The organism is Piezobacter thermophilus, assembly GCF_055386745.1.
This window is the reverse complement of the sequence record NZ_AP042380.1, coordinates 2469719-2495000: the sequence shown is the minus strand read 5'-3', so window position 1 is coordinate 2495000 and position 25282 is coordinate 2469719. Positions and strand designations below refer to the sequence as shown.

22 protein-coding genes, 2 rRNA genes and 1 pseudogene (1 of these 25 only partly in view) are annotated in these 25282 nt (G+C 65.8%); 13 read left to right on the top strand and 12 right to left on the bottom strand.

Features of this window, described 5'->3' with window-relative positions:
- The 6 genes and pseudogenes from ACZ5CM_RS12035 to ACZ5CM_RS12010 all read left to right on the top strand — a co-directional run.
- Positions 1-1979, top strand: a 23S ribosomal RNA gene (locus ACZ5CM_RS12035); it begins 851 nt to the left of the window's first position.
- A gap of 75 nt (positions 1980-2054) precedes the next feature.
- Positions 2055-2169: ribosomal RNA gene (gene rrf / locus ACZ5CM_RS12030) — 5S ribosomal RNA — on the top strand.
- Positions 2170-2532: 363 nt separating this feature from the next.
- A protein-coding gene (locus ACZ5CM_RS12025) for an IS3 family transposase (protein WP_464637742.1) occupies positions 2533-3692 on the top strand; the annotation gives its coding sequence in 2 pieces (ribosomal slippage) (positions 2533-2782 and positions 2782-3692; 1161 coding nt in all).
- A gap of 13 nt (positions 3693-3705) precedes the next feature.
- Positions 3706-4002: pseudogene (locus ACZ5CM_RS12020) on the top strand (integrase core domain-containing protein); the annotation flags it as partial.
- Positions 4003-4173: 171 nt separating this feature from the next.
- Positions 4174-4629, top strand: coding sequence for a DUF411 domain-containing protein (locus tag ACZ5CM_RS12015; protein ID WP_464639016.1), 456 nt, complete (start codon positions 4174-4176; stop codon positions 4627-4629).
- A gap of 53 nt (positions 4630-4682) precedes the next feature.
- Complete coding sequence (locus tag ACZ5CM_RS12010; RefSeq protein WP_464639015.1) at positions 4683-5624, top strand: cytochrome c oxidase assembly protein; 942 nt, start codon at positions 4683-4685, stop codon at positions 5622-5624.
- Positions 5625-5651: 27 nt separating this feature from the next.
- Here ACZ5CM_RS12010 and ACZ5CM_RS12005 read toward each other — a convergent pair whose 3' ends face one another.
- From ACZ5CM_RS12005 to ACZ5CM_RS11955, 11 genes are all read right to left on the bottom strand, one after another.
- Positions 5652-6503: an ABC transporter permease gene (locus tag ACZ5CM_RS12005; protein ID WP_464639014.1), complete on the bottom strand. Its 852-nt coding sequence runs from the start codon at positions 6501-6503 to the stop codon at positions 5652-5654.
- Positions 6504-6519: 16 nt separating this feature from the next.
- Positions 6520-7377, bottom strand: a complete 858-nt coding sequence (locus ACZ5CM_RS12000) for an ABC transporter permease (RefSeq protein ID WP_464639013.1) — start codon at positions 7375-7377, stop codon at positions 6520-6522.
- A gap of 3 nt (positions 7378-7380) precedes the next feature.
- Positions 7381-8478: an ABC transporter ATP-binding protein gene (locus ACZ5CM_RS11995; RefSeq protein WP_464639012.1), complete on the bottom strand. Its 1098-nt coding sequence runs from the start codon at positions 8476-8478 to the stop codon at positions 7381-7383.
- 78 nt (positions 8479-8556) lie between these two features.
- Positions 8557-9627: an extracellular solute-binding protein gene (locus tag ACZ5CM_RS11990; protein WP_464639011.1), complete on the bottom strand. Its 1071-nt coding sequence runs from the start codon at positions 9625-9627 to the stop codon at positions 8557-8559.
- A 483-nt stretch (positions 9628-10110) separates the two neighbouring features.
- Positions 10111-11043, bottom strand: coding sequence for an AEC family transporter (locus ACZ5CM_RS11985; RefSeq protein ID WP_464639010.1), 933 nt, complete (start codon positions 11041-11043; stop codon positions 10111-10113).
- Between the two features lie 79 nt (positions 11044-11122).
- Entirely contained in the window at positions 11123-11920 is a 798-nt protein-coding gene (locus tag ACZ5CM_RS11980; RefSeq protein WP_464639009.1) for an MBL fold metallo-hydrolase, read from the bottom strand.
- The gene (locus tag ACZ5CM_RS11975) at positions 11920-12735 is read right to left on the bottom strand and encodes a TatD family hydrolase (protein ID WP_464639008.1); all 816 of its coding nucleotides are present in this window, start codon (positions 12733-12735) and stop codon (positions 11920-11922) included. The genes ACZ5CM_RS11980 and ACZ5CM_RS11975 overlap by 1 nt, the downstream gene beginning before the upstream one ends.
- A complete protein-coding gene (locus tag ACZ5CM_RS11970) occupies positions 12732-13874 on the bottom strand; it encodes a DNA polymerase III subunit delta' (protein WP_464639007.1) in 1143 nt (380 codons plus the stop codon). The genes ACZ5CM_RS11975 and ACZ5CM_RS11970 overlap by 4 nt, the downstream gene beginning before the upstream one ends.
- Positions 13875-13882: 8 nt before the next feature.
- Positions 13883-14509, bottom strand: coding sequence for a dTMP kinase (gene tmk, locus ACZ5CM_RS11965; protein ID WP_464639006.1), 627 nt, complete (start codon positions 14507-14509; stop codon positions 13883-13885).
- Complete coding sequence (locus tag ACZ5CM_RS11960; RefSeq protein ID WP_464642592.1) at positions 14506-15693, bottom strand: D-alanyl-D-alanine carboxypeptidase family protein; 1188 nt, start codon at positions 15691-15693, stop codon at positions 14506-14508. Before ACZ5CM_RS11960 ends, tmk begins: the two co-directional genes overlap by 4 nt.
- Before the next feature lie 7 nt (positions 15694-15700).
- Positions 15701-16750: an SPOR domain-containing protein gene (locus ACZ5CM_RS11955; RefSeq protein WP_464639005.1), complete on the bottom strand. Its 1050-nt coding sequence runs from the start codon at positions 16748-16750 to the stop codon at positions 15701-15703.
- A 419-nt stretch (positions 16751-17169) separates the two neighbouring features.
- Between ACZ5CM_RS11955 and ACZ5CM_RS11950 the strand changes: the two genes are divergently transcribed.
- From ACZ5CM_RS11950 to rpsD, 3 genes are all read left to right on the top strand, one after another.
- Positions 17170-18102, top strand: coding sequence for a lipid A-modifier LpxR family protein (locus tag ACZ5CM_RS11950; protein ID WP_464639004.1), 933 nt, complete (start codon positions 17170-17172; stop codon positions 18100-18102).
- A 103-nt stretch (positions 18103-18205) separates the two neighbouring features.
- The gene (locus tag ACZ5CM_RS11945) at positions 18206-19270 is read left to right on the top strand and encodes a Hint domain-containing protein (RefSeq protein WP_464639003.1); all 1065 of its coding nucleotides are present in this window, start codon (positions 18206-18208) and stop codon (positions 19268-19270) included.
- A 193-nt stretch (positions 19271-19463) separates the two neighbouring features.
- A complete protein-coding gene (rpsD, locus tag ACZ5CM_RS11940; RefSeq protein ID WP_464639002.1) occupies positions 19464-20084 on the top strand; it encodes a 30S ribosomal protein S4 in 621 nt (206 codons plus the stop codon).
- 176 nt (positions 20085-20260) lie between these two features.
- Here the strand turns inward: rpsD and ACZ5CM_RS11935 are convergent, their stop codons facing one another.
- Positions 20261-20722 carry an Lrp/AsnC family transcriptional regulator gene (locus tag ACZ5CM_RS11935; protein ID WP_464639001.1) on the bottom strand — a complete coding sequence of 154 codons (462 nt, stop codon included), beginning with the start codon at positions 20720-20722 and terminating at the stop codon, positions 20261-20263.
- Between the two features lie 98 nt (positions 20723-20820).
- On the opposite strand from ACZ5CM_RS11935, the gene ACZ5CM_RS11930 reads away from it, so the two are divergent.
- The 4 genes from ACZ5CM_RS11930 to ACZ5CM_RS11915 all read left to right on the top strand — a co-directional run bounded on the left by ACZ5CM_RS11930 (position 20821) and on the right by ACZ5CM_RS11915 (position 25165).
- Complete coding sequence (locus tag ACZ5CM_RS11930) at positions 20821-22248, top strand: aminotransferase class V-fold PLP-dependent enzyme (RefSeq protein WP_464639000.1); 1428 nt, start codon at positions 20821-20823, stop codon at positions 22246-22248.
- A gap of 150 nt (positions 22249-22398) precedes the next feature.
- The gene (gene hisC / locus ACZ5CM_RS11925; protein WP_464638999.1) at positions 22399-23484 is read left to right on the top strand and encodes a histidinol-phosphate transaminase; all 1086 of its coding nucleotides are present in this window, start codon (positions 22399-22401) and stop codon (positions 23482-23484) included.
- On the top strand, positions 23481-24404 hold the full coding sequence (locus ACZ5CM_RS11920; protein WP_464638998.1) for a prephenate/arogenate dehydrogenase family protein: 924 nt from the start codon (positions 23481-23483) through the stop codon (positions 24402-24404). Before hisC ends, ACZ5CM_RS11920 begins: the two co-directional genes overlap by 4 nt.
- The gene (locus ACZ5CM_RS11915; protein WP_464638997.1) at positions 24401-25165 is read left to right on the top strand and encodes an extensin-like domain-containing protein; all 765 of its coding nucleotides are present in this window, start codon (positions 24401-24403) and stop codon (positions 25163-25165) included. The genes ACZ5CM_RS11920 and ACZ5CM_RS11915 overlap by 4 nt, the downstream gene beginning before the upstream one ends.
- The last annotated feature ends 117 nt before the right edge of the window (positions 25166-25282 follow it).

Sequence of the window (25282 nt, the reverse complement as noted above, 5' to 3'; positions counted from 1 at the left end):
AGGTAGAGCGTCATCCGAATACCCCGGGGGGTAGAGCACTGGATGGGTAATGGGGCCCCACAGGCTTACTGATCCTAACCAAACTCCGAATACCCGGGAGTACTGGATGGCAGACACACTACGGATGCTAACGTCCGTGGTGGAGAGGGAAACAACCCTGACCTCCAGCTAAGGCCCCCAATTCGTGGCTAAGTGGGAAAGCAGGTGGGACGACCAAAACAACCAGGAGGTTGGCTTAGAAGCAGCCATCCTTTAAAGATAGCGTAACAGCTCACTGGTCTAGACAAGTTGTCCTGCGGCGAAGATGTAACGGGGCTCAAGCCACGAGCCGAAGCTGAGGATGCCGCAAGGCATGGTAGCGGAGCGTCGTGTGATACAGTCTCATTCCTCCTTCGCGTCTTCGGGCGTGCCGGAGGAGAGAGGCTTTCTGTGAAGCCGGGGCGTGAGCCATCCGGTGGAGAGATCACGAGCGAGAATGATGACATGAGTAGCGACAAAGGGGGTGAGAGACCCCCTCGCCGAAAGTCCAAGGGTTCCTGCTTAAAGCTAATCTGAGCAGGGTAAGCCGACCCCTAAGGCGAGGCCGAAAGGCGTAGTCGATGGGAACCAGGTTAATATTCCTGGGCCAGGAGGATGTGACGGATCCCGGAAGTTGTCAGGCCTTATCGGATTGGTCTGGCAGCCATGGGGTTCCCGGAAATAGCCCTCCATCAGATCGTACCCTAAACCAACACAGGTGGACTGGTAGAGCATACCAAGGCGCTTGAGAGAACGATGTTGAAGGAACTCGGCAAAATGCCTCCGTAAGTTCGCGAGAAGGAGGCCCGGTTCGTGGGCAACCACGGGCCGGGGGCACAGACCAGGGGGTGGCGACTGTTTACTAAAAACACAGGTCTCTGCGAAGTCGCAAGACGACGTATAGGGACTGACGCCTGCCCGGTGCCTGAAGGTTAAAAGGAGAGGTGAGAGCCTCGAATTGAAGCCCAGGTAAACGGCGGCCGTAACTATAACGGTCCTAAGGTAGCGAAATTCCTTGTCGGGTAAGTTCCGACCTGCACGAATGGCGTAACGACTTCCCCGCTGTCTCCAACATCGACTCAGCGAAATTGAATTGCCTGTCAAGATGCAGGCTTCCCGCGGTTAGACGGAAAGACCCCGTGCACCTTTACTACAGCTTCGCACTGGCATCAGGCCATGCATGTGCAGGATAGGTGGCAGGCTTCGAAGCAGGGACGCCAGTTCCTGTGGAGCCGCCCTTGAGATACCACCCTTGCATTGCTTGATGTCTAACCGCGGCCCGTGAACCCGGGCCCGGGACCCTGCGTGGCGGGTAGTTTGACTGGGGCGGTCGCCTCCCAAAGAGTAACGGAGGCGCGCGAAGGTTGGCTCAGAGCGGTCGGAAATCGCTCGTTGAGTGCAATGGCAGAAGCCAGCCTGACTGCGAGACTGACAAGTCGAGCAGAGACGAAAGTCGGCCATAGTGATCCGGTGGTCCCGCGTGGAAGGGCCATCGCTCAACGGATAAAAGGTACGCCGGGGATAACAGGCTGATACTGCCCAAGAGTCCATATCGACGGCAGTGTTTGGCACCTCGATGTCGGCTCATCTCATCCTGGGGCTGGAGCAGGTCCCAAGGGTATGGCTGTTCGCCATTTAAAGAGGTACGTGAGCTGGGTTTAGAACGTCGTGAGACAGTTCGGTCCCTATCTGCCGTGGGTGTAGGATACTTGAGAGGAGTTGCCCCTAGTACGAGAGGACCGGGGTGAACGAACCACTGGTGGACCTGTTGTGGCGCCAGCCGCAGTGCAGGGTAGCTATGTTCGGAAAGGATAACCGCTGAAGGCATCTAAGCGGGAAGCCCCCCTCAAAACAAGGTATCCCTTGAGGGCCGAGGTAGACCACCTCGTCGATAGGCCGGAGATGTAAGCGCAGCAATGCGTTCAGTTGACCGGTACTAATCGCCCGATTGGCTTGATCTGAGCCGGTAAAAGCAGAACTCGGATCAAAAGCATACGCAAATATACCTGACTTGGAAAAACGGTGTGGTTACCCGGTTTGGTGGTCATAGCGCAAGTGAAACACCCGGTCCCATCCCGAACCCGGAAGTTAAGCACTGCCGCGCCAATGGTACTGCGTCTCAAGACGTGGGAGAGTAGGTCGCCGCCAAACCTGATAACCACACCAATACAATATACATCTCTCTCTAAACGAAAAATCAAATATCAGAACAATCAAGATGATGCGCAGGTCGCGACGGAAACGGCCTTGCCTTCAGTCGCCTGCCGATGCACCGTCGCATCCTGATCAGTGACGGGGTGGAGGCTGACCTGCCCCCCGCCAACGCCCGCATTTTGAAGTAGAGTCTGCCCGATCAGAAAGGAGCAGACGAATTCGAAAGAGCCGTTTTACGGAGGCGCAAATCATTGCGATGATCAAGGAACAGGAGGCCGGAATGCCGACGGTGGATGACCTGCCCCCCGCCAACGCCCGCATTTTGAAGTAGAGTCTGCCCGATCAGAAAGGAGCAGACGAATGCGAAAGAGCCGTTTTACGGAGGCGCAAATCATTGCGATGATCAAGGAACAGGAGGCCGGAATGCCGACGGTGGAGGTTTGTCGCCGGCATGGGCTGAGCCCGGCGACGTTCTACAAGTACAAGTCGAAATACGGCGGCATGGGGCTTTCGGACGTGAAGCGCCTGAAGATGCTTGAGGACGAGAATGCCAAGCTCAAGCGCCTGTTGGCCGATGCGATGCTGGACAACGCGGTCCTGAAGGATCTCCTGGGAAAGAACTGACGACGCCGAGCGCGCGGCGTGATGCAGCGCTGCGGGCGATGCGGGATCATGGCATCTCGCAGCGCCGGGCCTGCAGGCTGGTCGGTGTCGATCCCAAGACGGTCCGGCGCGAACGCCCGCCGGACCATCCGGAGATCCGCGAAGCGATGAAGCAGATTGCGGGCAAGCGCCGCCGTTTCGGTTACCGACGGATCGGCGTGTTGCTCGAACGCAAGGGAATGATCATGAACCACAAGAAACTCTATCGCCTGTATCGCGAAGAAGGGTTGTCGGTGAAACGGCGGCGCGGGCGCAAGCGCGCCAGAGGCTCGAGGACGCCAATGCCCGAGGCGATCAGGCCAAACCAGCGATGGAGCCTGGACTTTGTCTCCGACACGTTTGGTGCTTCGCGTCGGTTCCGCATCCTGGCGGTGATCGACGATTGCTGTCGCGAGAACCTCTGCCTGGTTGCCGACACCAGCATCTCGGGCGCGCGTGTGGCGCGCGAGCTTGATGCTCTTGTCCGCCTCCATGGCAAGCCTGAAAGCATTGTTTCTGACAATGGGACCGAGTTCACCAGTCGGGCGATCCTCAAATGGGCGGACGACAATGACGTCGACTGGCATTACATCGATCCTGGCAAGCCTCAGCAAAATGCCTTCATCGAGTCGTTCAATGGCAGCCTGCGTGACGAGCTTCTGAACGAGGAGCTGTTCGATACTCTCGATGACGCCCGCCGAAAACTGGCCCTGTGGCGCTATGATTATAACAACGTCAGGCCCCACTCATCGCTGGGGAACCAGACGCCGGCCCAAGCGCGCCGGACGCTTGAGCGACCCAAAGGCTCCGCGCCCGGCGCGCTTGCCCAAACCGAAACCGCAGATTATGAAAACCAAACCCGCAGACTCTCGTTATGAATGAGGGACCATTGGGGGGCAGGTCAGCCCTTACGAACTCTACCTCGAGCTCAACGATATCGAACACAGGCGCACCAAGGTCCGCTCACCAAAGACCAACGGTTTCGTCGAGCGCTTCAACAGAACGGTGCTGGACGAGTTCTTCCGCATCAAGATGCGCGAGACCTTCTACGAAACCGTCGAGGCGCTGCAGGCCGATCTGGACGCATGGCTGGTGCACTACAATATTGAACGCCCACATCTGGGTTACAGAAACATGGGCCGCAGACCCATCGAAACCGTCATGTCTTTTGCTCGGCAAGAAGGTTAAGAATACACATAATCGAATATCGCAATGATCGCAACGGCCTGCGCGTTACGCGCAGGCCGCGACATGCGGGCACACCCCCCCCTTTCCGATCTTGAACCTACAGCGACTTGAGGTCGTAAGTTCGCGGCCGAGGACAACAGGGGGATTCCCCGGCAGGACAAGGACCAGAGAATGTTCAGATCGATCGTTTCCGCCATCTTTCTCGCCGGCGCTGCGACGGTGGTCAGCGCGCAGGAAACCAGGCCGACCATCGAGGTGGTCAAGCAGTCCAGCTGCGGCTGCTGCGGGGGCTGGGTGACGCGGATGGAAGAGGCGGGATTTTCCGTCAAGGTCCGCGATGTGGACTATGATACGCTGTTGGCCACCAAGCAGGCCGCCGGCCTGGGCGAGGAAACCTGGGCCTGCCACACGGCGCGGGTGGACGGTTACGTCGTGGAAGGGCATGTGCCGGTGCGCGAGGTCGAAAGGCTGCTGCGGGAACGCCCCGATGCGATCGGTATCGCCACGCCGGGGATGCCGATGGGGGCGCCGGGGATGGATTTCGGCAACATGCGCGAGGCCTATGACGTCGTCCTCATCCAGCGCGATGGCTCGACCCGCGTTTACGCCAGCTACCCGGGCAACTGAGCCCGCAGGATTTGCCTGAGTTTTCCGACCCGCTCGGCCCGTACCTGTCGCCCGTGGCGTTGCTGATCGCCGCGGGGCTAATCGGGCTGTATCTGCGCGGACTTGGGCGGCCGCGGCTGATTCGAGAAAATGTGGACGGGCTGAGGCACCTGGCCTTTGGCGCGGGGCTGGTCCTGTGGGTCGTGGCCATGAACTGGCCGCTTGCCCCGGCGGGGCAAAGGCTGTTTGCGCTGCATCAGGTCGGGCATCTGCTGCTGCGCCTGTTGGGGCCGTTGCTGTTCGTTCTGGCCCGGCCCTGGCCGGTTCTGATCGCGGGCCTGTCGCGCCCGGCCCGCCGCGCGCTGGACTGGCCGGCACTGAGGAGCGTGCTGCGGCTGGGCGCGCGATTGCCGCTGGCCTTCGCGCTGATGGTCGGCTGGTTCTACGTCTGGCAGCTGCCGGCGGTGCACAACGCGGCACTGGCCAGCCCGGGCCTGATGCTGCTTGCGCATCTGGGCATGGCCGTTTTCGGCATCAATTTCCTGGCCCGCCTGCTGGACCGGCGTGATGCGCCGGATGCGCATCTGCAGGCGCCCCGGGTGCTGGCAGCCATCGGTGTGATCCTGTCCAACATCCTGCTGGGGTCGCTGACCACGCTGAAGGAGGTGGTGAACTATACCGCATATGACCTGCGGGGGCGGCTTTGGGACATGGCGCCGCTGGTGGACGAAACGATCGGCGGCTACACGATCTGGGTGCCGTCCTCGATGATCATGATCGTGGTCATCCTGCTGGTCATCAGCGGCTGGAACGCGGCCGAGGTCCGTAGGTGGGAAAATCGCCACCGCTGGAGCGGGTCGAATTCGGCGGCGCTGGAGTTCCCGGAAACGGCGCGGGAGTTGCGACTCAAGGTTGCGACCCCGAACCGGCAGATGGGGCAGGCACTGGCGGTGACGGCACTTGCGATCTTTCTCGTGGTCATGTCCACCGCGATTGCCGTGCTTTCGCTGCTCTAGCCGGCCCGCGCGCGGGGCGCGGGCGCGTCACTTCCGGCGCTGGAACAGGATCATCACCAGCGCCAGCAGGGACGACCCAAGCATCAGCAGCAGCGAGACCGCATTCAGAAGCGGCGTCGATCCTTCCTTGAGCCGGTCGAACATGGCGATGGTCAGCGGCGCGTCCGAGCCCACCAGCATCAGCGTGGTGTTGAAGTTCTCGAAGCTCATCAGGAAGGCGACCACAAGCGCCCCGATCATCGCCGGGCCCAGGAAGGGCAGGGTGACGGTGCGGATTGCCGTCAGCCGCCCGGCGCCGAGATTCATCGCCGCTTCCTCGAGCGTGCGGTCGAATTTCTGCAACCGCGCCGAAATCACCAGCGTGGTAATGGTGGCGATGAACGAGAACTGCCCGAGGATGACCAGAAGAAGGCCCGGGCGCAGGGCCTCGACATCCCATTGGGCCAGATCCCACAACCCGTTGGCCACGGTCGAGGAAAACACCAGGATCGAGATGCCCAGAACGATCCCCGGAATCACCAGCGGCAGCAGCATCAGCACATAGAGCACCCCCTTGCCGCGGAACTGGTAGCGGTTGAACAGGAAGGCGTTGGACAGCCCCACCCCGACCGAGAGAACCGACACCGAAACCGCGACGAAGGCCGAGGTGCCGATGGCGCGCAGGATGGGGCGCTCGTTGAAGACGCCGATGCGGGGGCGCTCGGTGCCGAAGAACCAGTCCCAGGTGAAGCCCTCCCAGGGCAGAGAGGGAAACAGGCTGTCGTTGAAGGCGAACACCGCCACCACGGTCAGCGGCAGTGCGAGATAGATGAAGAACAGCGCCACATAGGCCGACCAGGCCATGCGCAGGGCGCGCGGTTGGGGAATGGTGGGGATCATCCTTGTTTCCTCCTCATCATCCCAGGGTATCCCGAAGCGTCTGTCCGGTCAGCTTGAGCGTGCCCCAGACGATGGCCGAGGACAGCACCAGCAGCATGAAGCCGAAGGCGGCGCCCAGCTCCCAGTTGAAGCGGACGATGAACTGGGCATAGATCAGCTCGGTGAACCACAGGCTGTCCTTGCCGCCCAGCATGATCGGGGTGAGGTAGTTGCCCAGACTCAGCATGAACACCACGATCGAACCCGATACGATCCCCGGCATGGCATGGGGGATGATGATTTCGCGCAGCACGCTCAGCCCGTTGCCGCCCAGGTCGTAGCCGGCCTCGATCACCGCGTCGTCGAGGCTTTCCAGCGTGGTCACCAGCGGCACCACCATGAACAGCATCGAGGTATAGACCAGCCCGACCATGATCGCGGCGTCGTTGTACAGCATCTCCACCGGCCCGTCGGCCAGCCCCGCCCATTGCAAAAGGTTGGAAAACACCCCCGTCTCGCGCAGCAGGATCATCCAGCCGAAGGTGCGCACCAGCTCGGACACCCAGAACGGGATCAGGCAGGCCAGGAACAGCGTCGATTGCAGCCGGCCCTTGGCGATCTTGGCGATGTAGTAGCTGACCGGAAAGGCGATCAGGAAGGTGATGACGGTGGCCAGAATCGACATCACCGCCGTGCGCAGGAAGGTCCACAGATACAGGGTTTCGGTAAAGAAGGTGCGGTAATTGGCCAGGCTGGTGGCGTATTTGCCCACGCCGACGCGTTCGCGGATCGACACCAGGAACATGTCGATATGCGGAATCACGATCAGGAGCGTCAGCCACAGCAGCAGCGGCGTCAGCAGCAGGATGAAGCCCAGTTTGGTGCCTGCGCGCATGGCTCAGCCCCCCGCCGGGAAGCAGTTGCCCTGTTCGCCGCTCCAGCCGATATGGATGGGTGTGCCCTCGGTCAGATCGGCGAATTCCCCCGATTGCGGCAGGGTGACCTCGATTTCCTCGCCGCCGCGCTCGTCGCGCACCAGCACCCGGCTGGCCGCGCCGTTGAACAGGATGCTGCTCACCTGGCCCTTGATGCGGTTGTCGAAGCGCGCCAGCTCTTCGGCGCTGCGGCCCAGGCGGATGGCCTCGGGGCGGACGAAGATGTCGGCCGTGTCGCCAGGGCGCAGGGGGCGGCCATGGGTGGCGCCGCGCATGGTCATGCCGTTTTCGGTGCGGATTTCCAGCGCCTCGCCCTCGACCCTTTCGACCAGGCCGCGCCAGCGGTTCGATTCGCCCACGAAGCCGGCGACGAAGGCGGTCTGCGGGCGGTAGTAGAGATCCTGCCCGGTGCCCACCTGCTCGAAGCGGCCCTCGTTCATCACCGCGATCTGGTCGGACATGACCAGCGCCTCGGACTGGTCATGGGTGATGTAGACGAAGGTGGTGTCGAAGGCCGCCTGCAGGGCCTTGAGTTCGATCTTCATGTGCTCGCGCAGCTTCAGGTCGAGCGCGCCGAGCGGCTCGTCCAACAGCAGCACGTCGGGTTCCAGCACCATGCAGCGGGCGATCGCCACGCGCTGCTTCTGCCCGCCCGACAGCTCGTCCACCTTGCGGTTTCCGATCCCCGGCAGGCCGATCCGCTCCAGCGCCTCGTCCACCTTGCGCGCGATCTCGGCCCGCCCCAGTCCGGCCCGGCGCAGCCCGTAGCCGATGTTCTCGGCGATGGTCATCATCGGGAACAGCGCCAGGTGCTGGAACACCATGTTCACCGGGCGCTTGTTCGGCGGCACGCCAAGCACCGAGCGGCCCTTGATGCGGATGTCCCCCCCCGAGGGTTCGAGAAAGCCCGCGATCATCCGCATGATTGTGGTCTTGCCGCAACCCGAAGGGCCGAGAATGGAAAAGAACGATCCCGCCGGAACCGAGAAGGAGACGCGATCGACGGCGGTCATGTCGCCAAAGTGCCGGGTCAGGTCGATGCATTCAAGATCGGGGGTCATGCCTTACCCTGTGTGCAAACGCGGAAAAAAGGCGGTGCCCGGGCGGGCCGGGCACCACCGGTTCGGGATATGGTCGGATCAGTTGGCTGCCTTCACGCGGTCAAGCACGCCGCCCTCCAGCGCCTCGAGCCCCGCCGGAACCGGCGGATACCACTTGATGTTGTCGATCGCCTCGGGCGGGAAGCTGGCCTGGAACCGCTTCTTGAGATCTTCCGACACGTACTGGTCGGCGCCCTTGGAGGCGGTGAAGTTACCCGCTGCTTCGGTGATCATGGCGGCGATTTCCGGGCGCATCACGAAGTTGATCCACTTGTAGGCGGCATCGTCGGCCTTGCCCTTGGCCGGCAGCACGAAGGTGTCGATCCAGCCCAGCGCGCCCGATTTCGGCGCCACGAAGGTGATGTTGGGGTTATCGGCGTTCAGTTTCCAGCCGCCGGTGTCCCAGGCCATCGCTGCTACAACTTCGCCCGAGCGCAGCAGGTTCATCAGCTCGTCGCCGCCGCCCCAGTAGGTCTTCACGTTGGGCTTGCACTCGATCAGCTTGGCCTCGACCTTGGCGAGGATCTCCTTGTAGGCGTCCACGTCTGCGTAGGCGGCGAAGGGATCCATGCCCATGGAGAAGGCAAAGCCGATCAGCGTCGGGCGCTTGAGCCGGTAGGAAACCTTGCCCGCCACTTCCGGGTTGCAAAGATCGACGTAGTCCTTGACCGAGGCGGCCTTGGTGGTGTCGAGCACCAGCCCCGAGGTGCCCCAGACATGCGGCACGCCATAGACCTTTCCGTCCACGGTGGTGTTCTTCATCGTCGCTTCAAGCATCGAGGGGATGAACAGCGACTTGTCGATCTTCGACAGGTCGATCGGCTTGTAGATGCCGAATTCGGCCTGCGGGCCGGCGATGCGGTCCTGGCTGGGCTGGGCCAGATCGAAGCCGCCGCCGCCGGTGGCGCGCAGCTTGGCGATCATTTCCTCGTTGTTCGACTTGGTGACCTCGACGGTGATGCCGGTTTCCTTCTCGAACAGCTCGACGACGTTTTCAGGCGCATAGCCGCCCCAGGTCAGCAGGCGCAGCGTTTCGGCGCCCACGGTCTGTGCAAGGCCGCTCAGGGCCACACCCAGTGCCGCGACGGCGGTCAGGTTCTTCCATTTCATTTTCGGATCACTCCCTATGTTGCAAGTGTTTGTTATCTCGAATTCAGTGACGGCATTGTGACGCCGATCCCGGCTTTTTCCAAGTGGTCAAATCAGTTCCGGAAGGGATTGGCAAGAATGACCTCGCGCCGCCCCGGGGGAAGAGGCGGCGCGAGGCGCGAGGTCGAGTGGGTTCGTGAGTGGGTGGTTGTCGCTCGGACCTCGGAAACATGGAAGATCAGGGGGCGAACGCGGTCTGCGTGGGCGCATCGGGGCGATTTCTGCAAAACCGGCCGCGGCGTGATCCCTGCTGATGTCGTTACATGGGCGCATCCTCGTGATCGGAACCCGTGGCGGGAGTGGCTTGCGGGTTCCTCATATGAACGGGTTCGGGCGGCGCAAGGCAATAATCAAAAGTTGGACGCCGGATTTTCGGCCTGAAATGGCGCAATTGTTTAGGGGGGATGCGCGGAATCGTGCCACGATCGTGCTGGGCGCTGCAAATCAGTCCAGCACGAGCAGCCAGAACCACACGGTGAGAATCGAAAGCCCCGTTGCCATCAGCACCGACGAGGCGGCGACTCGTGTGGCGCGTCCGTAGATGCTGGCGAAGATGTAGGCGTTGAAGCCCGGTGCCATTGCTGCGGTCAGGACGCCCGAGCGGAACAGGTCCTGCGGTACCGAGAGGCTCTTGCCCGCCAGCCAGACCAGTGCCGGGTGGAGCAGGAGAGACAGCGCGGAGACATAGGCGATGACGCGCAGGTCACCCTCGGGTCGGTACTGGACCAGTATGCCGCCAAGCGCGAAAAGCGCGCCGGGCAGGGCCGCGCGGGTGATCAGCGACAGCGCGTCATCGACCACCTGTGGCAGCGGGAAACCGGACAGGTTGACCACGAATCCCAGCGCGATACCCAGCAGCAGCGTGTTGCGGAACATTGCGCGCAGGGCCGCCCGCACCGTGTTCCAGCCGCCCCGGCCCCGATTGCGGACCATCTCCATCACGGTGATGCCGACGCCGTAGCAGAACGGGGCGTGAAAGGCGATGATGGCGTAGTTTCCGGCAAGGTTGGCGGCGCCGTAGGCGCGTTCGGAGATCGGCAGGCCCAGCAGCACCGAGTTCGAGAACAGCGCGATGAAGCCGATGGCGACGCTGTCCTCCCATTCGCGGCCGAACAGCAGCCGGGCGCCGAGCAGGCCGGCGGTGAAGCTGACCAGGGCGCCGGCGTAGAAGCTGGCCAGGAGGCGGGGGTCGAAGCCCGCGCTCAGGTCCAGGTGGGCGATGGCGCGAAACAGCAGCAGCGGGATGGCGAAGCCTTGGGTAAATTTCATTACCCCGTCGATCTGGCCGGGGGTGAACCAGCCGGCGCGGGTGGTGCCGTAGCCGGCGCCGATCACCAGAAAGACCGGCAGGATGACGTCGATCAGGGTCTGGAGCATGAGACGTCCTGCCTGTGGCGGCGGCGGGGGCCCTCCGGCGGGAGTATTTGGGGCAAGAGGAAGATCGGGGTTCTCCGGCTCAGAGGGGCAGGGTCAGGGTCAGCCCGTCATGGGCGGGGGTAACGTGATCGGGGGTATCGGCATCGACCTGGGCGTGGTCCATGTCGATATGCATGTTGGTGAGGATGGCGCGGTTGGGGGCGGCCCGTTTGATCCACTCCAGCGCCTTGTCCAGATGGGCGTGGGTCGGGTGCGGGGTGCGGCGCAGGGCATCGACGATGAAGCAGTCGAGGTTTTCCAGCTCGGCCCAGGCGGGGGGCGGGATTTCGGCTGCGTCCGGCAGGTAGGCCAGCCGTCCGATGCGGAAGCCCAGCGCATGCATCGACCCGTGATCGACCTGGAACGGGCGGAAGGGGATGGGGCCGCCGGGGCCGTCGATTTCGAACGGGCCGTCGATCGTCTTCATGTCGAGGATCGGCGGGTAGGGCGAGCCTTCCGGCTGGACGAAGGCGTAGCCGAAGCGTGACAGCAGCGCGTTCTGGGTGTCACCGTCGGCCCAGACCGGCAGGCGGGCGCGCATGTTGAAGACGATCTGGCGCAGATCGTCGATGCCGTGGACGTGATCGGCGTGGGAATGGGTATAGACCACCGCGTCGAGCCTGCCCGTGCCGGTATCCAGCAGCTGGCAGCGCATGTCCGGGGTGGTGTCGATCAGCACCGAGGTGGTGCCTTCCGCCCCGTCGCGTTCGACCAGAAGCGAACAGCGCCGGCGGCGGTTCCTGGGATTGTCCGGGTCGCAGGCGCCCCAGTGGCCACCCAGCCGCGGCACCCCCCCCGACGATCCGCAGCCGAGGATCGTGTAGCGGATTTCGGCCATCAGCGGTCGGCCTTCCAGTTGGCGGCCTTGGCGAAGAGGCGGTCGAAATTGGCTTGGGTTTGAGCGGCGAAAGCTGCGTAGTCCATGCCGAAGATTTCCGCCCCCACCCGTGCGGTCAGGGTGCTGAAGGCCGGTTCGTTGCGCTTTCCCCGGTGCGGGGGCGGCGCCAGATAGGGGGCGTCGGTTTCGACCAGGATCCTCTCGACGGGGGCGGCGGCGAAGATGTCGCGCAGCTCCTGGCTGCGCGGGAAGGTGGCAATGCCGGACATGGACAGGTAGAAGCCCAGATCCAGCGCCGCCCGCGCCAGCTCCGCACCCGAGGAGAAGCAGTGCATGACGCAGCTGTAGGCGCCGTTGCGGTATTCTTCGGCCAGGATGCGGGCCATGTCTTCGTCCGCGGCGCGGGCGTGGATGATCAGCGGCAGCCCGGTTTCGCGCGCCGCCGCGATATGGATGCGCAGCGAGCGTTTCTGCGCCTCGGCGCTGTCGGCGGTGTAGTGGTAGTCCAGCCCGGTTTCGCCGATGCCGACGAATTTCGGGTGGGCGGCCAGCTTTGCCAGCTGATCCACCGTGGCCATGGGCTCTTCGGCGGCACTCATCGGGTGGGTGCCGGCGGCGTAGAACACGGGGGCGTGGGCCTCGGCGATGGCGCGCACGCGGGGCTCGTGGCGCAGGCGGGTGCAGATCGTCACCATGCGGGTGACCCCGGCGGCGCGGGCGCGGGTGATGACCGCGTCCAGTTCGCCTTCGAAATCGGGGAAGTCCAGGTGGCAGTGGCTGTCGGTGATGGCGGGCGGGGTCTGGTCGGTGCTCATGTTCGGGCCTGGGCGCCGCTCGGGGCGGGCGCGGTTTGCTGGAATCTGAAGATCGTATCCAGCACCAGCGCGGCCGGGTCAAGATTGACTGCCCGCCCGTGGCGGGTGCGGGCCGAGACGGTGGCGGCCAGTTCGGCCCAGGCCCGGCCCCGGGCGGGGTCGGGAGAGAGGCGGGCAAGGGTTACCCCCTCGCCGGGGGCCGCCTCGGGGGTGGGGGGGGTGCCGGTGGCGCCGGTGCGGGCCAGCCGGGCCAGCGCGATGTCGATCAGGTCCAGGATCAGCCCGAAGCGCTCCGCAGCCCCCCTCTGGGCCGCGCTTTCCGCCAGCGCCCGCGCCCGCGCCCGGTCGAGCCGCGGCAGCGAAGCGAGGATCTCCACCAGCTCGGCATAGAGGCGCAGCCCGCCCTGGTCGAGCAGCCGCAGCGCATCCCCCACCGAGCCCGCCGCCAGCGCCGCCAGCGCCGCCGGGTCCTCGGAGGGGGGCGCCCCGGCCTGTTCGAGGGCCGCGCGCATGTGATCGGGCGAGAGCGGCCTGAGCGTCAGCGCCCGGCAACGCGAGCGGATCGTCGGCAGCAGCCCCGAGGGGCGGTGCGACACCAGCAGCAGCGTGGCGTTGGCGGGTGGCTCCTCCAGCATCTTGAGCAGTGCATTGGCGGCGTTGGCGTTCATTTCATCCGCGCAATCCACGATCACCACCCGCCGCCCGCCATCGGCGGCGGAGAGGCCGAAGAACCGGGTCAGACGGCGAATGTCGTCAACCACGATTTCATTGCGCAGGCGTTTGCCCTGATCGTCGAGGCTGCGGGTGATGACGGCAAGGCCTGGGGCAGTGCCCGCGCGCAGTCGCCGCGCCACCGGGTGATCGGGGTCGATATCCAGGGTCTGCGGAGGGGGCGGGGCGCCGAACAGGCCGTCCGCCCCGGTCCGGGGCGCAGCCAGGAGAAAGCGCGCGATGCGCCAGGCCAGCGTCGCCTTGCCCACCCCGCGCGGCCCGCACAAAAGCCAGCCGTGATGCAGCCGCCCGGCATTGAAGGCGGCAAGAAAGGCTGCCTCGGCCGCCTCCTGACCGAACAGGCGTTCGGTTTCGCGCGGGTGCGGGGCGCCCGGGGTCCGGTCGGGGGCGGGGATGTCGGTGTTCATGCCGGTGCTCATGCCAATGTGCCCGTCACGATCTCGAAAACCTCTGCGGCAATGGCTTCGACCGCCCGGTTGCCGTCGATCACGCGGATGCGGTCGGGGAATTCGCGGGCCAGCGCCAGGAAGCCCGCGCGCATCCTGCGCTGCATATCCAGCCCGAAGGCCTCGAACCGGTCTTCGCCCGCCCTTCGCGCCAGCGCCCGGCGCAGCCCCAGCTGCGGGTCCATGTCGATCAGCAGCGTGAGATCGGGCTCGCGGCCGATCATCATCTCGTGCAGCCGGTCCACGACCTCGCGCAGCGCGCCGCGGGTGATGCCCTGGTAGACCCGGGTGCTGTCCGCGAAGCGGTCGCAGATCACCGCCTTCCCGGCCTCGAGGGCCGGCAGGATGGTCCGTTCCAGATGGTCGCGCCGGGCGGCGGTGAACAGCAGGATCTCGGTTTCCGCCGACCAGCGGCCGGGATCGCCTTCCAGAAGCAGCCGGCGAATCTCTTCGGCGCCCGGAGAGCCGCCCGGTTCGCGGGTTTCCACCACCTCCTGCCCGCGGCGGCGCAGCGCATCGGCCAGAAGGCGGGCCTGGGTGGATTTGCCCGAGCCGTCGATGCCCTCGAAGGTCACGAAACGGCCGGGCGCGGTCACATCGCCTCCGCCGGGCCGTTGAGGAAGCGGGTGAGAAGCGCCTGCGCCGCCGATGTCACCCGCACCACGAAGCCGCCCACCGGAACGTCGCGTTCGGCCACCAGGGGGCGGCGGATCTCGGGCAGGCCTTCGGGCTTGAGGACCAGCTCGCCCAGTTTCTGCCCCTTGCGCACCGGCGCCCGGACCGGGCCGGCATAGATCACCTCGGCCTCGATGCTGTCGCCCTTGCGCACGGCCGGAAGAAGGACGGTCAGATCCTCCTCGAGCGCAAGCCCTACCTCGGGCTGTCCGCCGTTCCAGACCCTGGCCCGGGCCACCGCCTCGCCGGCCCTGACGACGGTCTTGCTGTCGAACTGGCGAAAGGCCCAGTTGACTAGGGCCTCCGCCTCTTCCGCGCGCTCGATCGGGCCGGGCAGGCCCGAGATGACCACGATCACCCGCCGCTCGCCCTCGACCGCCGAGGCGACCATGCCATAGCCGGCCTCCTGGGTGTGGCCGGTCTTGAGTCCGTCCGCCTTCGGCCCGCCTTCGCCGGTCATGCGGCTGAGCAGCGGGTTACGGTTGAACCGGTTGGCGGGCACGCGGCCCTTGTAGTTGAATTCGCGCTGCGAGAAAAACGGGTAGTACTGGGGGAATTCCTCGATCAGGTGGCGGGCAAGAACGGCCAGGTCGCGCAGGCTCATGCGCTGGTAGGGGTCGGGCCAGCCCGAGGCATTGCTGAAGGTGGAATTGGTCATGCCCAGCTTCTTCGCCATCTCGGTCATCTGCCGGGCGAAAGCCGCTTCCGACCCGGCAAGCCCTTCGGCGATCACCACCGCCGCGTCATTGCCCGACGACACGATGATGCCCTGGATCAGCTCTTCCACCGTGGGGCGGTCCTGTTCGTTGAGGAACATCTTCGACCCGCCCATGTTCTTCGCCTTGGTCGAGACCGAGAATCGCGTGTCCATCTGGACCCGCCCCGAGCGCAGCGCGTCGAACAGCATGTACAGCGTCATCAGCTTGGACATCGAGGCCGGCGGCAGCGGTTCATCTGCGTTCTTGGCCATGAGCACCGTATCGGTGCCCACGTCGAGGACGAAGGCCGCCCGGGCCCGGGTTTCGAAGGCCGCCGCCAGAGAGGCGGACAGGACCAGGGCGGAGATGACTGCAGTGAGGCGGGCAAGAAGGCGCACGGGCGGCAGGCTCCTGTCAGTTGGTCACGTAGTATGCGTCAGAGAAACCGGCCTTGCGCACCTGTTTCATCAGGGCCGAACGCTCCGACCTGGTCCGGGCGGGGCCGACGACGACGCGCCAGAACGGTTTCCCCTTCGAGTTCTGTTCATAGACCGTGGGGATGATCCCGACGCTGCGCATCAGCCCGGCGGTGCGCATGGCATTTGCCTCGATGTTGAAGATCCCGATCTGGATAAAGGGTTTTTCCAGCGACGAGGCCTTGCGCGCAGGCGCGGCCGGTTTTTTCGCCGGCTTTTTCGGGGGGGCGGTTTCGGCGGCGGTTTTCGCCGGGGCGGGGCCGGTCCGTTTCGCCCCCGCAGAGGGGCTGGCGGCGCCCGCTTCCGGCCGCTTCTTCGGCGCGGTGGCGGCGATGGCAGCTGCGGCAGCCCCGGCGATGGGGTCGATGGGCGCGGCAGCGATGTCGCCGGATTTGTCCTGCTTCTTCCGGCCGTCCGGTTGTGTCTTGCCGGCATCGGGCTTTTTCGCGTCTTTCCCTGCCGCCTCTGCGTCCGTCCTTTCGGCCGAGGCGATGGTGGCCGCGGGGGCGGGTGCGGGCGGCGTTTCCTCGACCTTTTCGCGGCGCAGGGCGGTGACGTTCAGCTTGACCGGCGCGCCGGCCAGCATGCCCAGCGCCGCCGCCGCATCGGACGAGGCCTGGATGCGCGGCCCCGGAATTTCCCGTTCACGCCGGAACAGGGCGCCGATGACGAATTTCCCGTTGGCGGTGTTGCGGATGATGACCCGTTCGGGTTCCTTCACGTCCGGGTGCGCCACCCAGACGCCGCCCAGCGAGGGGCGCCCGTCCCACAGACCCGCCTCGGTCACCTGGAAGACCTCGGGCGCCTCGACATCGCGTTCCACCAGCCGGGTGCTGGTGCTGGCGACGGAGGCGGCCTCGGCCGGCTTGTCCCCGGCCTTCAGAAAGGGCACGTCCACGCCGGTTGCGCAGCCTGTCAGAAGGCCCAGCCCAAGCGACAACACAACCGCTCTGGCCGGCCAGATGCGTCTCGATTTCCCGTAGCCCATCGTCCGTCTCTTGCCTGTTCGCCGCCCGGTTCGCCGTTGCGCCGCAGCCCCGTGCCGGTTGTCCGGTCCTGCCTCGTCGAAGGGGCTGCACCGCCCTTCGCGGGCATCATAGCGCGACCACCCGGTCAAGGAAAGTGCGCGCCGCGCGCTTCGGCAGGTTTCCCCCTCGTCCCGCCGGCGCCGCCCGCGTGCCCTGCCGGGCCGTAAATGCGGCGGTGCCTGGGCGGTTCCGTGGCCGCGGGCGGGCGGTCCCGGGGCAGGGGGGCGGGGAAAGGTCCCGGGTGTTGCGGCGGCGCACTAGAACTGCCCTGCCGCGTTGGATATTGATTGATGCTCCGAGGCAAGGGCAAGAGCAGGGAAAACACATGCTGCGGAGCATCGCGACAATTGTTGTCGCACTATTTTCTTTCGATGTTTCAATGGCCTCTGCGCAGCCGGCGGCCGGAACCGAAGCGGTGGATACCGAGTATTCGGACATCCCCTCTCCGTTCGACAACGCTCCGCGCCGGCGGATGCTGGGCTATGGCCGGCTGACGAGCAACGACCTGATCGGCGACGGCAAGGACCGGTGGCGCACCGGGTCGGTTACCTCTTCGCGGGTCTTCGGATATGACTGGAGCGGGGTGGCGCCGTCGCGTCCGTTCGAGATGCTCGAACTCCGGCTTCAGGGCCAGATCATCGCCCCGGACAACCTGCAAAAGGTGAACCTGTCGGACCGCCCCTATGCCGGGGTGCTGTCGCTGGGACTGCACAGCCGGTCCAGCTGGCGCGGGCTGGATATGTCTCTCGGGGCCGATCTGGTCGTGATCGGCCCGCAGACCAACCTGGACCAGTTGCAGAAATCTCTGCACCGCCTCTTCAAACGGCCGGTTCCGGCGGACTCGGTGCTTGCACTGCAGCTCCGCGACAGGATCCGCCCCACTGCCGTGGCCGAGCTGGGCCGGCGTTACGAACTTGGCGATGCGGTGACGTTCCGGCCCTTTGCCGAGGCCCGCGCCGGGGACGAGACACTGTTGCGCGCAGGCGTCGATTTCACCTTCGGGTCGGTCACGCGTGGCGAATTGCTGTCGCGCGAATCGATCACCGGTCAGCGCTATCGGGTGATCTACAGGTCGGGGCCGGGGGTCAGCTTCACCCTGGGGGGTGACATCGCGCGGGTGACGCAAAGCGTCTATCTGCCGCCCTCGCGCGGCTACGGGCTGGTCTCGCGCCGCGAGAGGCTGCGCGTCGGCGTCCACTGGCAGGGAGAGAACGCATCCGCCTTCTACGGGCTGACATGGTTGGGGCGCGAATTCGCAGGCCAGCCAGAAGGGCAGGTCATCGGCTCGGCCCGGATCAAACTGCGGTTTTAAGAACACGCTCCAAGCCACGGAAAATTAACCGCTTCCGAAATCGAATCACGTCTGCTACCGTAGATCGACAAAACAAAAGACAAGCTGGGCAGGCATACAGGCAATGGAAACGGGCTTTCGTGGCACGTTTGTCATCTCCTGGTCGCAGACGGATGTGGATGGGCTGGACGCGGCGCCGATCGAGGCAATCGAGGTGGGCGCGGCATGGTCGTGGCGCGGCGAGGCCGTACGGATCGACGGGCCGGTAAACATTCTTCGTCTTGATGGGGCGGTCGGAGGGGCAGAACTTCGCAGGCGCGCGGCGCGGACCGTGCGGCAACTGGTGGGCGCGGCGGTGCCCGAGGCGGCGGTGCACCCCGCGGCCGAGATCGAGGAGCCGCTGCTGGACAGTCATTTCGTCGTCACCAACGGGGCGCGAAGCTATATCGTCACGGTGATCGAGCTGGGAGGCGGCGCCCGGCCGCTTCTGATGTTCCACGACGACATCCCGCCGCGGGATACCGAGTTGTGGATCGTGCAGCATTCGCTGGGCGCCCTGATGCGCCCGCGCGACGACAGCCGCCCCGGCGGGGTGATCTGCTTTACCCCCGGCACGCTGATCGACACGCCGCAGGGGCCGCGCCCGGTCGAGGAGCTGCGCGAAGGCGACCGGGTCTCGACTCGCGACAACGGCCCGCAGGAAATCCTCTGGATCGGCAGCCGCCGGATGACCGGGGCGCGGCTTTACGTCATGCCGCAGCTTCGCCCGGTCCGGTTCCGGGCCGGCGCGCTGGGGATTGCGCGCCCCGAACGGGCATTGCTGGTGTCGCCCGAGCACCGCATCCTCGTGCGCGGCCCGGCGGCGCGGGCGCTGTTCAACACGTCCGAGGTGCTGGTTCCGGCGCGCGATCTGGTGGATGGCGACACGGTTCAGGTGGATCGGGTGCTGCGCGAAGTGACCTATGTGCATCTTCTTCTGCCGCAGCACCAGATCATCCGTGCCAACGGAATCGACACCGAAAGCTTCCACCCGGCCAGTGCCACCCTGTCGGCGCTTGGGGCCGAGGACCGGGCGCGGCTTCTGGATCTGCTTCCCGATGTCGCGCGCGACCCGCACAGCTATGGCGGCTATGCGCGGCGCAATCTCTCGCAGTCCGAGGTGGCGATCATGATGCACGAAGCCGCCTGAGCGGGCCCGCCGGGGCGGTGTGCCGGATCGGCTGTTGACTCTGCCGCGGCCGTCTCTATAAGCGCGGCTTCATTGGTGTTGGTGGCCCCCGCAAGGGGATGCCTGTCGGCCGCAAGGCAAAGGACAACGCCCTTCACACGCCGCGAGGCCCCGTCCCGGGGATCCGCGGTTCCTACATGAAGGAGATCAGACGGTGACCAAACGCACCTCTGCCAAGTACAAGATCGACCGCCGCATGGGCGAAAACATCTGGGGTCGCCCGAAATCCCCCGTCAACCGCCGCGAATACGGCCCCGGCCAGCACGGCCAGCGCCGCAAGGGCAAGATGAGCGATTTCGGCCTGCAACTGCGCGCCAAGCAGAAGCTGAAGGGCTATTACGGGGACCTCACCGAAAAGCAGTTCCGTCGCATCTACCGCGAGGCCGAGCGGGTCCGGGGCGACACCGGTGAAAACCTCATCGGCCTGCTGGAGCGCCGCCTCGACGCCGTGGTCTATCGCGCCAAGTTCGTGCCCACCATCTTTGCCGCCCGCCAGTTCGTCAATCACGGCCATGTGCTGGTCAACGGCAAGCGGGTCAACATCCCTTCCTACCGCGTCAAGGAAGGCGACGTGATCGAGGTGCGCGAGCGCTCCAAGCAGCTGGCCATGGTGCTCGAGGCCGTCTCGCTGGCCGAGCGCGACGTGCCGGACTATATCGAGGTGGATCACTCCAAGATGACCGCGAAATTCCTGCGCACCCCAGCGCTGGCGGACGTGCCCTACCCGGTGATGATGGAGCCGCACCTCGTCATCGAATTCTACGCCCAGAACTGACGCTTCCCTATCGGGACAGTTTTGCGATCATGCAGGGGCCGCCCTCGGGGCGGCCCTTTGGATTCCCGGTCCCTTGATTCCCGGTGGGCGCCTCCGGCGGGAGTATTTGGGGCAAGAGAAAGATGCGGCGGGCCGGCCGTCACCTGCCTGCGTCCGGGTATCCACGGGGCGCGGCCTCACAGCGGCAGGGGGCGGTCCTCGGCAATGGCCTCCATGGCGAAATACGAGGTGACGCTGTCCAGCTCGACCCCTTCGATCAGGCGCTGATAGACCCGGTCGAAGCTGGCCATGTTCTCGGTCACCACCTTCAGAAGATAGTCGTAATCGCCGCCGATGCGGTGAAAATCCACCACCTCCGGGATGGTCAGAACATGGCGGCGGAACTCCCGCAGCCAGTCGGCCGAATGGTGGCGTGTGCGGATCATCACGAATACCACCAGATCGAGGCCCAGCGCCTCCCGGTCCACCCGCGCCCGCGCGCCCCTGAGGACGCCGCGCCGCTCCAGCGCCTTCAGCCGCCGCCAGCAGGCATTCTGCGACAGGCCCACGCGCTCGGCCAGCGCGCGCTGGGACAGGCCGGCCTCGCGCTGGAGCTCGTTCAGGATGCGTCTGTCAATTTGATCTGAAATCTCGAACATGGACTATCATATGACACGAATTTTTGCAATTTGCACTGAATTTATGTGAGATTTTCACTCAAAATATGGGTCATTCTCCTTCCAAAAGGAGATCCGCCATGACCCTGACCCTGTTTCGCAAGACGATCGAGGCCGCCCGCGATGACGGTTCCCTCTGGAACGGGGTGATCGGCGAAGGCATGATGATCCCGGGCCTGTTCGGGGATGTCCCGCTGATCTATGCCGATTACGTCGCCTCGGGCCGGGCGCTGCGCCAGGTCGAGGATTTCATCGCCGCCCACGTCCTGCCCTTCTATGCCAACAGCCATACCGAATCCTCGTATTGCGGCGCCTTCACCACCCGCCTGCGCGAAGAAGCCCGGGCCGAGATCGCCCGGCTGATGGGCGCAGGCGAGGAGGATGCGGTGATCTTCACCGGATCGGGCGCGACGGCCGGCCTCAACCGGCTGGTCCACCTCCTCGGCGTGAACCGCGCCCGTAACCCGGTGGTCCTGATCGGCCCCTACGAGCACCACTCCAACATCCTGCCCTGGCGCGAAAGCCGCGCCCGCGTGATCGAGATCCCCGAAGGCCCGCAGGGCGGCCCCGACCTCGATGCGCTGGCCGCCGCCCTGGCCGAACATGCCGGCAGCGACCTGCTGATCGGCAGTTTCTCGGCGGCCTCGAACGTCACGGGGATCATCACCGACAGCGATGCCGTCACCCGCCTGCTCAAGGCCCACGGGGCGCTGGCGGTGTGGGACTATGCCGGCGGCGGCCCCTACCTGCCGATGACCATGGGGCAGGGCGATGCGCGCAAGGATGCCATCGTCACCTCGCCGCACAAGTTCCCGGGCGGGCCCGGCGCCTCGGGGTTGCTGGTGGTCAACCGCGCCGCGCTGCGCAGCACCCGCCCCACCTGGCCCGGAGGCGGCTCGGTCGCCTTCGTCTCGCCTTGGAGGCACGACTATCTCGACCGCCTAGAAGACCGCGAAGAGGCCGGCACGCCGAACATTCTCGGCGACATCCGCGCCGCCCTCGCCCTGATCGTCAAGGACGTGATCGGTCCCGAAACCATCGCCGAACGCGAAGCCGCCCATGAACGCCTCGCCCGCAAGGCGTGGGAGAACCACCCCCGCCTGCAGCTTCTCGGCACCGACCGGCCGCACCGCCTGCCGATCTTCTCCTTCATCGTCCACGACGGGCAGGGACGAAGGGTCAGCGAACAGCTCTTCACCCGGATGCTCTCGGACGTCCACGGCATCCAGGCCCGCGGCGGCTGCGCCTGCGCCGGCCCCTACGGGCACCGGCTGCTGGGGATCGACCGGACCGCGTCCGAAGGGCTGCGCCGGCAGATCCTCGCCGGCGATACCCGCCGCAAGCCCGGCTTCGTGCGACTCAACTTCAGCTGGATGATGCAGCCCGACACCGCACATTACATCGTCGATTCGGTGCGCGAGCTGGCCGAGCGGGTCGAGGAACTCGCCCCCCTCTACACCTTCGACCGCGAAACCGGGCAATACCGGCCCCGCCGCCGCGCCGCCTGACCCCTTCCTCTTGCCGCAAATACTCCGGGGGGGAAGGCCGCAGGCCGGGGGGGCAGAGCCCCCCGCACCAGCCCTTCCCTCCGCGCAAAGGGGCGGCTATACGGTGCCGCACGGCAGGGGCCGCATCGACCCGGCGCAGGAACGAGGGACATGACCAGGATCACGCCGCAACCCGGCATCATGGATATCGCGCTCTACCAGGGCGGGGGGTCGCAGCTGCCGGGCGTGGAAAACGTCATCAAGCTGTCGTCCAACGAAAATCCCTTCGGCCCGCCGCCCGCCGCGGCCGAGGCCGTGCGCCGGGCTGCCGCGACGCTGCATCGCTACCCCTCGTCCGATCACGCCGAACTGCGCGCCGCGATCGGCGAAACCCACGGGCTCGATCCCGCCCGGATCATCTGCGGCGCCGGATCGGACGAGATCATCGCCTTCCTCTGCCAGGCCTATGCCGGCCCGGGGACCGAGGTGATCCACACCGAACACGGCTTCGCCATGTATCGCATCAGCGCGCTGGCCGCCGGGGCCGCGCCCGTGGAAGTGCCCGAACGCGAACGCGTGGTGGACGTGGACGCAATCCTTGCCGCGGCAACGGAAAGAACCCGCCTGGTCTTCATCGCCAACCCGGCCAACCCGACCGGCACCATGATCGGCGCGGCCGAGCTCGCCCGTCTTGCGGAAAACCTGCCGGATCAGGCGATTCTGGTCCTCGACGGCGCCTATGCCGAATATGTCGAAGGTTTCGACGGCGGTGCTGCGCTGGCCGGAACGCGGAACAACGTGGTGATGACCCGCACCTTCTCCAAGATCTACGGGCTGGGGGGGATGCGCATCGGCTGGGGCTACGGCCCGCAGAACATCATCGACGTGCTCAACCGGGTGCGCGGGCCCTTCAACCTGTCGGCGCCGGCGCTGGCCGCGGCCGAGGCGGCGGTGCGCGACCGGGACTGGGTGGAACGCTGCCGGGCCGAGAACGCGAAATGGCGCGCCTGGCTGGCCGAGGCCCTCGCCGAGCAGGGCATTCCCTCGGACACCTCCTGCGCCAATTTCATCCTCGCTCGCTTCGCCTCGCCGGCCGAGGCCGCAGCGGCGGACGCTCACCTGCAGTCGCGCGGCATCATTCCGCGCCGGGTCGCGGGCTACAAGCTGCCCGAGGCGCTGCGCATCACCATCGGCGAACCCGAGGCCTGCCGCCGCGTGGCCGAGGCCCTGGCCGAATTCAGGAAAGGCGGGCAATGACGCAACCCACCTATGACCGCGTGGCCCTGATCGGGCTGGGACTGATCGCCTCGTCCATGTTCTGGGCGATGAAGCGGGCCGGATTCGCGGGAACCGTCACCGGCTACGCCCGCAGCGAAGCCACCCGCGAGACCGCCCGCCGGATCGGGCTCACCGACCGGGTCTGCGACAGCGCCGCCGAGGCGGTCGAGGGCGCCGATCTGGTGGTGCTTGCGGTGCCGGTGGGCGCGATGGGGCAGGTGGCCCGGGAAATTGCCCCCCACCTCAAGCCGGGGGCGACACTGACCGATGTCGGTTCGGTCAAGGGTCATGTGGTCGATACGGTGGGCCCGCATGTGCCGAAAGGCGTGCATTTCGTGCCTGCCCACCCCATGGCCGGGACCGAACATTCCGGCCCCGAGTCCGGCTTTGCCGAGCTGTTCGACAATCGCTGGTGCCTGATCGTGCCTCCCGAAGGCACCAACCGCCAGGCGATCGAGCGACTGACCGAATTCTGGCACATGCTGGGCGCCAATACCGAAGAGATGGACCCCGAACACCACGACCTGGTCTGCGCCGTGGTCAGCCACATCCCCCACATCATCGCCTACACGATGGTCGGCGTGGCAGACGACCTCAACCGGGTCAGCGAACAGGAGGTGATCAAGTTCTCGGCCGCGGGTTTTCGCGATTTCACCCGCATCGCGGCCTCGGACCCGACCATGTGGCGCGACGTGTTTCTCACCAACAAGAAGGCGACGCTGGAAATCCTCGGCCGCTTCACCGAGGAACTCTTCGCCCTGCAGCGGGCCATCCGCACCGGCGACGGCGACCACCTGTTCGACTACTTCACCCGCACTCGCGCCATCCGCCGCGGCATCATCGAGGCCGGACAGGACACCGACGCCCCCGATTTCGGCCGCGTCAAGGTCGAGAAGTGAAACCGCGCGGCCTCCCCGCCGCCGCCATTGCCGCGCTGACCGCGCTCGCGCTTTTTCTCCGCCCGGACGAGGCCGGGGCGACGGCCCCGGAACGCTCGCTCCACCCGGTGCCGAGGGGGGACGGCATCCGCTTTCCCGCAGATGAAACGGAGCCCCCGCCGGCGGCCTCACCGGTTCCACGCGCCCGCCCGCGCAGGGGCGCGTCGCTCTCCAGTGCCCGGGGCCTGGCAAGAGGGGCGACGGGCGCGATCTGCAACAACCCCGACATCCGGGGCGAGGTTGTCGGCCGCGTTCCCGGCCTGCTGAAAGGCTGCGGGGTGGAGAGCGCGGTTCGCGTCCACTCGGTCTCCGGCGTGGCGCTCAGCCAACCCGCGGTGATGGACTGCACCACGGCAAGGGCTCTCGACTTCTGGGTGAAGAAGGGCGCCCGCCCGGCCCTGCGCCGCGAAGGGAGGTTGAGCGAACTGAAGGTTGCCGCGGGCTACGCCTGCCGCACGCGCAATGGCCGTCCCGGGGCGCGGATTTCGGAACATGGCAAGGGCCGGGCGATCGACATTTCCGCTTTCGTCATGCGCGATGGCAGCATCGTGACGGTGAAAAAGGGCTGGCGCGAGAAACATGCCCGGAAGTCGCTGCTGCGGGCTTGGCGCGCGGCCTGCGGCCCGTTCGGGACCGTTCTCGGCCCCGATGCCGACCGCTATCACCGCGACCATTTTCACCTCGACACGGCGCGTTATCGCGGCGGACCCTGGTGCAGATAGACACGCTCCCCCGGCCCGCCGATCCTCCGTTCCGGAACACGCTCCACCTTCCTCTTGCCGGAAATACTCCGGGGGGCGCGGGGGGCAGAGCCCCCCGTCCGGAAGCGCCCCGATCGC

Bases quoted from the DNA above. Each gene is read 5' to 3' on its own strand.
- hisC (WP_464638999.1), top strand. From the start codon at position 22,399: ATGACCAGGATCACGCCGCAACCCGGCATCATGGATATCGCGCTCTAC.
- ACZ5CM_RS11985 (WP_464639010.1), bottom strand. From the start codon at position 11,043: ATGCTCCAGACCCTGATCGACGTCATCCTGCCGGTCTTTCTGGTGATC.
- ACZ5CM_RS11950 (WP_464639004.1), top strand. From the start codon at position 17,170: ATGGCCTCTGCGCAGCCGGCGGCCGGAACCGAAGCGGTGGATACCGAG.
- ACZ5CM_RS11920 (WP_464638998.1), top strand. From the start codon at position 23,481: ATGACGCAACCCACCTATGACCGCGTGGCCCTGATCGGGCTGGGACTG.
- ACZ5CM_RS11970 (WP_464639007.1), bottom strand. From the start codon at position 13,874: ATGAACACCGACATCCCCGCCCCCGACCGGACCCCGGGCGCCCCGCAC.
- ACZ5CM_RS11995 (WP_464639012.1), bottom strand. From the start codon at position 8,478: ATGACCCCCGATCTTGAATGCATCGACCTGACCCGGCACTTTGGCGAC.
- ACZ5CM_RS11975 (WP_464639008.1), bottom strand. From the start codon at position 12,735: ATGAGCACCGACCAGACCCCGCCCGCCATCACCGACAGCCACTGCCAC.
- ACZ5CM_RS11980 (WP_464639009.1), bottom strand. From the start codon at position 11,920: ATGGCCGAAATCCGCTACACGATCCTCGGCTGCGGATCGTCGGGGGGG.
- ACZ5CM_RS11935 (WP_464639001.1), bottom strand. From the start codon at position 20,722: ATGTTCGAGATTTCAGATCAAATTGACAGACGCATCCTGAACGAGCTC.
- ACZ5CM_RS12015 (WP_464639016.1), top strand. From the start codon at position 4,174: ATGTTCAGATCGATCGTTTCCGCCATCTTTCTCGCCGGCGCTGCGACG.
- ACZ5CM_RS12000 (WP_464639013.1), bottom strand. From the start codon at position 7,377: ATGCGCGCAGGCACCAAACTGGGCTTCATCCTGCTGCTGACGCCGCTG.
- ACZ5CM_RS11930 (WP_464639000.1), top strand. From the start codon at position 20,821: ATGACCCTGACCCTGTTTCGCAAGACGATCGAGGCCGCCCGCGATGAC.
- ACZ5CM_RS12005 (WP_464639014.1), bottom strand. From the start codon at position 6,503: ATGATCCCCACCATTCCCCAACCGCGCGCCCTGCGCATGGCCTGGTCG.
- ACZ5CM_RS11990 (WP_464639011.1), bottom strand. From the start codon at position 9,627: ATGAAATGGAAGAACCTGACCGCCGTCGCGGCACTGGGTGTGGCCCTG.
- ACZ5CM_RS11955 (WP_464639005.1), bottom strand. From the start codon at position 16,750: ATGGGCTACGGGAAATCGAGACGCATCTGGCCGGCCAGAGCGGTTGTG.
- ACZ5CM_RS11945 (WP_464639003.1), top strand. From the start codon at position 18,206: ATGGAAACGGGCTTTCGTGGCACGTTTGTCATCTCCTGGTCGCAGACG.